The following is an 8,229-nucleotide window of genomic DNA, read 5'->3' as shown; positions in this document are numbered from 1 at the left end:
CGGCCGGGGTCACGGCCATCCTCGGGATCTCGTTCAGATGGATCCCGGCGACCCTCCTCCTCGTCGCGCTGGCATGCTACGACGCGTGGGCGGTCTACCGCTCGAAGCACATGGTGACCCTAGCCGACGAACTCACCAGCCAGCGCCTCCCGGTCCTCCTCGTCATCCCGAAATCGGCCGACTACAAGTTCTCCGAGCAGAAGAGCCTGAAGGAACAGGTCGCGAAGGGGGAGGAACGAGAAGCCATGTTCATCGGCCTCGGAGACCTGATTATCCCAGGCATGATGAGCGTCTCCGCGCTCGCGTCGCTCCGGGACGACGTGGGCGTGGGCCTCCTCAGCCTCACGCCGAGCCTGACGGTCGCCGTGGGCACGGTCATCGGCAGCCTCGTCGGGTTCTCGATCCTCATGCGGTACGTCCTGCGGGGCAATCCCCAGGCGGGCCTCCCTCTCCTGAACGGCGGGGCGCTCCTGGGCTTCTTCCTGACCGTCTTCCTTGTCTACCACACACTCATCCCGCCGTCCATCTGAGGCCGTAACCGTCTTATAGGGCCGCGAAGTTGGGACGCCTCCCTCCGAGGTTGCGAATGGCCCTCTGGCAAGGACGCTCCAAGAGAAAGCCCACGGGCGGGCGGTACCGCCCCCTCCGGAAGAAACGCCGCCGCGAGATTTCCCGCGAGCAGCAGTTCGCCTTCCTCGGCGCATCGAGGCTCAAGCTCTACCGCACGAAGGGCGGGAACCGGAAGGTCCGCGTCCTGAAGGCCGAGTTCGCGAACGTCCTCGACCCGCGCACCTCGAAGACCAAGAAGGTCAAGATCGTCACGGTCAAGGAGAACACCTCGAACCCGCACTACGTCACTCGGAACATCATGACCCGGGGCGCCGTGGTCCAGACGGAGATCGGGCTCGCGAAGATCACGTCCCGCCCGGGCCAGGACGGCGTCATCAACGCGGTGCTCGTGACCGCGGAGAAAGCGCCGTCGGCGTGATCCAGCCCGAGCGGCCGGGGCGCCGGACTACTCGGCGGACCGCGTGATGTTGACGTCCTTGATGAGTGCGTAGGGAACGAAGTTCGGGATGCTGACCTCGCCCCACCACATCATCTGCTCGCTCGCGTCGCCGAGGGCGACCACGTTCTTCATCAAGCGGATCAAGTTGTCCGTGAGCCGGATGTCCTTCCAGGTCTCCACGACCTCGCCCTTCCGGATGCGGAAGATCCCGTCGCGCGGGATCGTGCTGAGGTCCCCGGTGACGTAGGACTGGTACCGCGTGTACCAGGTGTTCGTGAGCCATAGGCCGTCCTTGACCTCGGAGAAGATCTCGTCCCGGGACCAGTCGCCCGGCTTCACGAAGACCGCGTGGGGGTCGGGCGAGATGAGTCCCGCATTGCCCGTGGTCTTCGTCTTGAAGCGCTTGGCCGTCGACGTGTTGTGCAGGTAGGTCTTCAGAATCCCTTTCTGGATGATCGCCGTGCGACGGGTCGGGACGCCTTCCATGTCGAACTTCTTGCGGCTGAGCGATTCCTGCGAGCCGTCGTCCCACATCGTGACGGCCGGCGAGGCCACCCGCTTCCCAACCTTCTTGCCAAAGGGGGAGAACCCGGCCAGCACCGAATACGCGCTCGCACGTCCCGCGACCTGGTCCGTGAGGGCGCCGAAGATGAGCGGGTCGAAGACGACCGTGTATCGGCCTGCCGTGCCGCCCTTGGGGTTCTTCGCGAGGGCCGCGATCCGGCCTGCCTTGCGTCCGGCCTTCTCGGGGTCGAACTGGGAGAGGCGGGAGGCGCACGCGATGCCGTGGCCGCTGGACTCCAGAGAGACCATGGCCCGGATCGAGAGGTAGAGGCCGGCGCGGTGGTCATGGCCCTCCACGCCGTTCGAGGTGGCGAGGAAGTGCTCGTCCTCGTACCGCCAGAACGATCCCGCGCACTCCTTCGCTCCCTGGGCCATCGCCCCGTTGACCGCCGCGTCCACGAAGTTCGAGCCGTCCGATAGGGCGAGGACCTTGGGATCCGGCCGGACTCGACCGTACCGGAACGGCCCCTTCGCGATTCCCGCGTACTCGGGGTTGCGCTGGGAGGCTTTCGCGATCTTCACGAGCCGATCCATGGAGGCGTCGATGTCCGTAAGGTCCTTCAGGTCCGTGGCCACGACCCGCTTGTCGTACACGAGGAACACGGAGGCGGACGACTCGCGCCATCGGCTGCTAATCACGGGCTCGTTCCGGCCGAAGCGAATCTGGAAGGCGCGGTTCACAACGAGGTCCGCGACCGCGTCCTGGCATCCGAGCTGCTGGGCCTTCTTGACGATGCGTCCGGCGAGGTCCTCCATAGGTTCACCTCAGGTACACGTTGCGCAGGCGCATGGACGGGCCTCCGAGGCTCGCGTCGAGCGGCTGACTCGGGTCCGATTTGCCGCAGAACCCGCCTTCGAAATCGAGGTCCTTGCCCACCGCATCGACGGCGGACCAGAACGTGGGCGTGGTCAGCTCGATGATCGTCTGCCGCACGGGGTGTTTGATCTCCCCGTTCTCCACAAGGTACGCCTCGCGTCCCGCGTACTTCGCGTTGTAGCGCTTGTCGTCGATGTTCCATTCCATGAACGACTTCATGTACACGCCGAAGTGGACGCCCTCGAGGAGCTCCTCGAGGCTGTGGTCCTTCGGCTCCACGAACGTGTTCGCCATGCGCACGATGGCCTCCACGTTGTAGTTCACGGCCCGCGAGGCACCGTTGCTCCGCGTCGAAAACGCGGCCGCCGTCTCGCGGTTCTGGAGGAACTCGTTCACGCGGCCCTCCTTGTACATGTACCGCCGACGCGCCCGGACGCCCTCGTCGTCCGTGACGTAGTAGGCGATCGCGTGCTCGACCGTGGGGTCGTCGCAGACGTTGACGACCTCGGAGCCCACCTTCATGCCCAAGTCGTCCGGCCCGATGAACGATTTCCCGGCTTGGCTCGCCTCGCGCCCGAGGACGCGGTCCGCCTCTGTGGGATGGCCGCACGACTCGTGCGCCGCAATCCCGGAGACCATGGGCGAGACGACAATGTCCATCTTGCCCTCGGGGGACTTCTTCCCCTCCGTCAAGGAACGCTGCATGGACTTCGCCTCCTCAGTCACGCGGTTCGTCAGGCCCCACTCCCGGACCCCTTCCCATCCTCCGGACCATCCGTAGTCGCGGTGGGTCTGCTCGGAGTCGGCGCCGTTCACCACGGTCAGGAAGTACGTGACCCGGAGGCGCGGGCTGTACGAGCCGATCTTGGATCCCTCGGAGTTCGCGAAGTACTTCGTGATCCGGTTGTCGGCGAGCTGGAAGAACCGGACGGGGATCTTGAAGCCGAGCTCCATGATGGCCTTGTCCACACCCTGGATCTCCTGGATCTTCTCCTCGATGGTCACGTCCGCGAGCTTCGTCTTCTCGGGGACGGACCAGTCCGTCGTGATCGGTTCCTCCTGGGCAAATGTGATGGGCGTCTTCCGCCGGGAGGCCTTCGCGATCTTGACCGCGTCGTCCACGATCGCCTTCACGTCCACTCGGGTGAGGGCGTTGGTCGCGGCGAACCCCAGGCTGCCGTGGGCCAGCACCCGGACGCCGATGCCCCGGTCCGCACCGACGTACAGGGCATCGAGGGTCCCGTTCTTCAGGGTGAACTGCTCGGGTTCCTGGCGTTCGAACCGCGCCTCCGCGTAGCTCGCGCCCTTCTGACGCGCATACTCGACTGCGAAGTCCACGAGGTCTCGCTCCCCATCCATGAGGTTCCGCCACCTGCGGCGGGGGGGATGCGGGGTGTCGCCATGAACCTTTCCCGCGTTGAGGCCTTGCCGGAAAACCTTATGGCGGGGCGGCCCTTCGCTCGCGGCATGCCGAAGCGCGACCGGCCCATCGTGCTGTATCCGGCCTACTTCGACCTCGGCCGCTCGCGGGCTCACGGCCGGCGGGTCGCGAAGAGGTGGGCCGTCGAGGCCCCGACGGTCGAGGAGGTCGTGGCGGCGGCGACCGCGCTCGGCCTGGAACCGCAGACCGACGCGGAGAAGGCCTTCCCGTCGTCGCATTGGCGCCACGAGGGTCGCGTGCTCGTCCGCGCGGATTACTTCAAGACGTCGGTCGTCCAGAAAGTCGCCCAGCGACTCAAGCAGGCTCGGTCCCGCTAGCCCTCGTCCGGGACGCGGTACAGGTCCCACCGGACCGCACCGGTCTCCACCGCGTCGCGGACCCGTCGCTGGCTCGAGCGGAGATTCGACCGTCCGCTCTTCACCTCGAGGAACACGATCTCCCGGAGGTCGCCATCCGCGAGCCCATCGAAGACCACATAGTCCACCGGGGTGCCAAGGAATCGGACGTCGGTGGGGTCGTAGGGGAAGTCGGGGAGATGCGGGGCGAGTTTTTCCAGGAACTGACCGCTGAGCGTCGCGCGGCTTCGGTCGACGGAATCCTGACGGATCTCCTTTTCCCGGTCGCGGAAGTCGAGTTCCATCGTCCGGCGCGTGAGAGCCCGGCCCGCCACGAAGCCGACCGCGAGCCCGAAGGCGATGGCCAGGATGGTCAGGGCGAGTGAGAGGATGTCCATGCGGGGCCTCGAGGGCGGGCTCGCTCATGAAGCCGCCGGCGGGATCCGTAAAACAACCCGCCGGCTCAGTCGCGGTGGTCCTGCAGCGTCCGCACGTCCTCGATCAGGCGCTTGCCGGCGGCCACCTCGTCCACGGAATGGATGACCGCCCCCAACTCCCGGAGGACCGCCTCGACCGCCTCGTAGCCGATTGACGTCCCTTCGATCGTGACCTTGACCGTCTCCGTCTCCTGGTCGACCTCGTCGAGGCTGCAGTTGACGCCCTCGACGCCCTTGAGGGAGCTCAGCCGCTGGGAAAGCTCGATCAGGGACGGTTTGTGGGGCTTCAGCACGTCGAGGACCAGGCGCTTGACTTCCGTCACGGGGCGGTCTCCGAAAGAGGGCTCTCGATGGAGGCCTCCGCTATTAAACGTTGTGACCCGCTGCGGCGACCGCCATCGATCACGCCGTCGTAACCTCGGCGCCCCCCGCGCGGACGATCATCGTGTGCTCCGTCTGGGCCACGATCCCTCGGCCCACGTCGAGCAGCACAGGGTACGTCATCACGGCACCCGTCCGCAGGAGCTGGTTGAGGAGCGCGGGCGCCTTGGGGTCGAGGGCGTGCGCCCACCGTTCCGCGAACGGGAGGCCTTGGAACTCGGTGACGAGCTGGGCCAGGAAGTCGGTGAGACCCGAATCCCGGAGGGGCTTGGGCCGAAGGACCCGGTAGATGTTCCCCGTACTGTGTCCGTCCACCTCGCCCGCGCCGGACGAGGAGAACGGCTCAATAGCCACGACCTCGCCCTCGTCAAGGGTGTCGTGACCGTGCGGGATGTTGGGCACGCTCTTCCCCGCATGGAGGACGTAGCGCTCGATCGTGTGGCCCGTGAGGTTGCGGATGGGCTTGTAGCCGTTGGCCTCGATCGCGCGGCGTATGCCCTCGCCGAGCAGCCGGGTCTCCACGCCCGGGTGAACGGCCTCGATGGCGGTCTGCAACGCGAGTTCGGAGGCCTGGATGAGCCGTGACCAGTTGCGCGTGCCGACCTCGACGGTCACCGCGGTGTCCGCGATCCATCCGTCCTTCTGCGCGCCCAGATCCAGCTTGACCACGTTCCCGTGCTGGAAGCGCAGGCGGTCGTCGTGGGTCGGGGAGTAGTGGGCCGCGATGTCGTCGATCGAGATGCAGGTGGGGAAGGACGGACGCAGACCCCGCTTCCGCATGAGGCCCTCGACCTCTTCCGCGACGTCGAGCAGGAGGACGCCGTCCGCGACGAGCTCCGCGGCGCGCTCCTTGGCCTCCTTGGAGACGCGTCCCGCCTCAAGGAGCGCGGCTCGCACGCCGGGGTCCATGCTCACGCCCTCGTTGGAAGGGCGCCCTGTCTAAGGACCTTTGCCTTCGGACCCGACAGGTCCACCACGCTGGACTCCGCGCCGAGAGGCGCAGGCCCCGCGTCGATGTAGAGGTCCACGGCGTCTCCCAGCTCGGCCTTCGCCTCGTCGCACGTGGTCGGCGAGGGTTGCCCATGCCGGTTCGCACTCGTCGTCGTGATGGGACCGCAGGACCTCGCGAGGAGCCTCGGGATGGGATGATCCGGGATGCGGAGGCCGATCAGACCCTGCGGGTTGACGAGCGCCGCGGGCGCCTCTCGCGTCGCCCTCAGGACCACGGTAAACGGCCCGGGCAGGTTCTTGCGGCAGAAATTCTCCGCCAAGGGTGTGCGCATCCCGAAGCGGAAGATGTCCTCGACGTCGGCCACGGCCATGGAGACCGCCAGCTCCCTCGGGCGTGCCTTCGCGGCATAGAGTCGATCGACGGCCTTCGTCTGGAACGGGTCCGCGGCGAGGCCGTACACGGTGTCCGTGGGATGGACGACCAGCCCGCCGCCGCGCAGGCAGGAGCGGATACGGTCGATCGCGGACGCGTCGAGCACGTACTTTGTCCCGATGCAGACCGCGGGAATGGTCGCGGACACGGGCCGCCCCAAGGTCCGCGGGGGATAAGGCCTTTCGCGCTCAGAGGTAGAGGAGGTAGTACTCGCCCGGCTTCCGCGGCCCCGGAGGGAAGTACGAGTCCAGATGCATGCCCCGCGCGGACAACGCCTTCTCGATCATCGCCTTCGTGAACGGCGCGGACTCCGCGGAGGAGCGCAGCGTGTCCAACGGGACGAAGGCCGCGGCGCTGACCTCCTGGGCATCCGGGACCGGCTCGCCCGACGCGTAGTCCATGCGGAAGACGAGGAACGTGTCGTTCACATCCGCGGTCACGCGGTTCCGGACCGCGAGGAGACGTCCCGCGCGCCCTACGATCGCGGTCTCTTCCTTGACCTCGCGCTCGAGGGTCATCACGACGGACTCGTGGGGCTCGACGTAGCCCGATGGGATCGTCCACATCCCCTTCAGCGCCCCGTACGTGCGCTTGACGACCAGGAGACCGCCGTCGCGGACCATGATGGCACCGACGCCCACCGTGATCGGCAGCGTCGCGACGTTCACGGACATGGTCCGGCCAAAGCGAGACCCGGAAATGACGTTTGTCCTCCCGCACCGAGGAGGCCCGAGCTCAGACCAAGGCCTTCATCGCCGCCACCAGGCGGTCGACAATCTCGGGCTCCGCCTGGGTCCCCATGGTCCCAATCCGGATCGTCTTGCCGCGGAGCGGCCCGAGCCCTCCGGAGATGAAGATATTGTGCTTCTCCCTGAGTCCCTGGACCAGGGCAGCGGCGTCGATGCCCGGAGGCGGACGCATGCAGGTCACCGTGTTCGAGGCCAACTCGGGCGCAGCGACGGCATCGAAGCCGAGGTCCTCCAAGCCGCTTCGGAGGCGCGCGGCGGCGCGGGCATGGCGGCCAAACCGCGGCTCCAACCCCTCCTCCTTCACCAGGAGCAGGGCGCGGCGGACCGCGTAGAACAGGTTCGAGGAGATCGTGGTGGGTGTCGGATGCCAGTCGCCCCACTCGCGCTGGTACTTGTCCCAGGTGAAGAGATTCAGGTACCAGCCCTCCACCGTCGTGGGATCCGTGGCCTCCCACAGGGAGGACGCGACCAGGATCGGGGAGATCCCCGCGGGCGCGGCAAGGCACTTCTGGCTCGCGCTGAACGCGGCATCGATCCGGAGACGACCGCCCGCGAACGGGATGCCGCCGAGAGAGGACACCGCATCGACGAGGACGAACGCGTCCTTCGCGTGGGCCAGTTCGACGACCTCCTCCATGGAGTTTGTCAGACCCGTCGAGGTCTCGTTGTGGATGAACGCGACCGCCTTCGCAGGCCGCGAGAGCGCCGTCTTCAGCCGGGCCAGGTCGAGGCCCGCGCCCCATGCGGAGTGCACGACATCCACCTCGACGCGGTGGGTCGCGAGGACTTCCGCGAGCCGTTCTCCGAAGAACCCGTTGTCGAGGACGATGACCCGATCCCGGGGCCGGAGAAACGTGAACGCGAGGGACTCGAGGGCCACATGGCCAGGACCCAGCATCGGGAACACCCGGCCTTTCGGCGCCTCCCAGAGGAATCGCATCAGGTCCTGGGTCTCGGCGAACGCCTTGATCCACGCGTCGCCGTAGTGGGGGAGCGCGGGCTTCGCGAGTTCCTCCTGCACGAGGGGATGGAGAGGGACCGGCCCGGGAATGAGGAGGAGCCCCGTGTCCACGCGACGTACACGGGCAGGACGATACTTCAACCTGTCCCGA

Annotated in this window: 11 protein-coding genes; 3 read left to right on the top strand and 8 right to left on the bottom strand. The window is 67.1% G+C overall.

Going from position 1 to position 8,229, the window contains the following annotated elements; translation table 11 throughout:
* Together VEY12_02250 and VEY12_02245 are read left to right on the top strand one after the other, a co-directional pair.
* Positions 1-530 (top strand): presenilin family intramembrane aspartyl protease PSH (locus VEY12_02250; GenBank protein ID HYM38953.1); only part of this gene is annotated, 530 nt, incomplete at its 5' end.
* A gap of 56 nt (positions 531-586) precedes the next feature.
* Positions 587-988, top strand: coding sequence for a 30S ribosomal protein S8e (locus VEY12_02245; GenBank protein HYM38952.1), 402 nt, complete (start codon positions 587-589; stop codon positions 986-988).
* A gap of 27 nt (positions 989-1,015) precedes the next feature.
* Here VEY12_02245 and VEY12_02240 read toward each other — a convergent pair whose 3' ends face one another.
* Positions 1,016-2,329, bottom strand: a complete 1,314-nt coding sequence (locus VEY12_02240; GenBank protein HYM38951.1) for a TldD/PmbA family protein — start codon at positions 2,327-2,329, stop codon at positions 1,016-1,018.
* A gap of 4 nt (positions 2,330-2,333) precedes the next feature.
* A complete protein-coding gene (locus VEY12_02235; protein HYM38950.1) occupies positions 2,334-3,749 on the bottom strand; it encodes a TldD/PmbA family protein in 1,416 nt (471 codons plus the stop codon).
* A gap of 108 nt (positions 3,750-3,857) precedes the next feature.
* On the opposite strand from VEY12_02235, the gene VEY12_02230 reads away from it, so the two are divergent.
* Positions 3,858-4,148, top strand: coding sequence for a signal recognition particle subunit SRP19/SEC65 family protein (locus VEY12_02230; GenBank protein ID HYM38949.1), 291 nt, complete (start codon positions 3,858-3,860; stop codon positions 4,146-4,148).
* Here VEY12_02230 and VEY12_02225 read toward each other — a convergent pair.
* The 6 genes from VEY12_02225 to VEY12_02200 all read right to left on the bottom strand — a co-directional run bounded on the left by VEY12_02225 (position 4,145) and on the right by VEY12_02200 (position 8,189).
* Positions 4,145-4,564, bottom strand: a complete 420-nt coding sequence (locus tag VEY12_02225) for a Holliday junction resolvase-like protein (GenBank protein HYM38948.1) — start codon at positions 4,562-4,564, stop codon at positions 4,145-4,147. The two genes, VEY12_02230 and VEY12_02225, sit on opposite strands and share 4 nt — an antisense overlap.
* 65 nt (positions 4,565-4,629) lie before the next feature.
* Positions 4,630-4,926, bottom strand: a complete 297-nt coding sequence (locus VEY12_02220; protein HYM38947.1) for a DUF211 domain-containing protein — start codon at positions 4,924-4,926, stop codon at positions 4,630-4,632.
* Positions 4,927-5,005: 79 nt separating this feature from the next.
* Positions 5,006-5,893, bottom strand: a complete 888-nt coding sequence (gene map, locus VEY12_02215; GenBank protein HYM38946.1) for a type II methionyl aminopeptidase — start codon at positions 5,891-5,893, stop codon at positions 5,006-5,008.
* A 2-nt stretch (positions 5,894-5,895) separates the two neighbouring features.
* On the bottom strand, positions 5,896-6,516 hold the full coding sequence (locus VEY12_02210; GenBank protein ID HYM38945.1) for an L-threonylcarbamoyladenylate synthase: 621 nt from the start codon (positions 6,514-6,516) through the stop codon (positions 5,896-5,898).
* Positions 6,517-6,556: 40 nt separating this feature from the next.
* The gene (locus tag VEY12_02205) at positions 6,557-7,042 is read right to left on the bottom strand and encodes an NUDIX hydrolase (protein HYM38944.1); all 486 of its coding nucleotides are present in this window, start codon (positions 7,040-7,042) and stop codon (positions 6,557-6,559) included.
* A gap of 61 nt (positions 7,043-7,103) precedes the next feature.
* Positions 7,104-8,189: an alanine--glyoxylate aminotransferase family protein gene (locus VEY12_02200; GenBank protein ID HYM38943.1), complete on the bottom strand. Its 1,086-nt coding sequence runs from the start codon at positions 8,187-8,189 to the stop codon at positions 7,104-7,106.
* Positions 8,190-8,229: the final 40 nt, after the last annotated feature.

Source organism: Thermoplasmata archaeon, assembly GCA_035632695.1.
Classification (GTDB): domain Archaea; phylum Thermoplasmatota; class Thermoplasmata; order RBG-16-68-12; family RBG-16-68-12; genus RBG-16-68-12.
Note: the sequence above shows the minus strand (reverse complement) of the source record. Positions and strands in the feature narration are given on the sequence as shown.

What these genes read in the sequence shown, in the direction of transcription:
- VEY12_02245 (HYM38952.1), top strand. Translation starts at nt 587, where the DNA reads ATGGCCCTCTGGCAAGGACGCTCCAAGAGAAAGCCCACGGGCGGGCGG.
- VEY12_02240 (HYM38951.1), bottom strand. Translation starts at nt 2,329, where the DNA reads ATGGAGGACCTCGCCGGACGCATCGTCAAGAAGGCCCAGCAGCTCGGA.
- VEY12_02235 (HYM38950.1), bottom strand. Translation starts at nt 3,749, where the DNA reads ATGGATGGGGAGCGAGACCTCGTGGACTTCGCAGTCGAGTATGCGCGT.
- VEY12_02230 (HYM38949.1), top strand. Translation starts at nt 3,858, where the DNA reads ATGCCGAAGCGCGACCGGCCCATCGTGCTGTATCCGGCCTACTTCGAC.
- VEY12_02225 (HYM38948.1), bottom strand. Translation starts at nt 4,564, where the DNA reads ATGGACATCCTCTCACTCGCCCTGACCATCCTGGCCATCGCCTTCGGG.
- map (HYM38946.1), bottom strand. Translation starts at nt 5,893, where the DNA reads ATGGACCCCGGCGTGCGAGCCGCGCTCCTTGAGGCGGGACGCGTCTCC.
- VEY12_02205 (HYM38944.1), bottom strand. Translation starts at nt 7,042, where the DNA reads ATGTCCGTGAACGTCGCGACGCTGCCGATCACGGTGGGCGTCGGTGCC.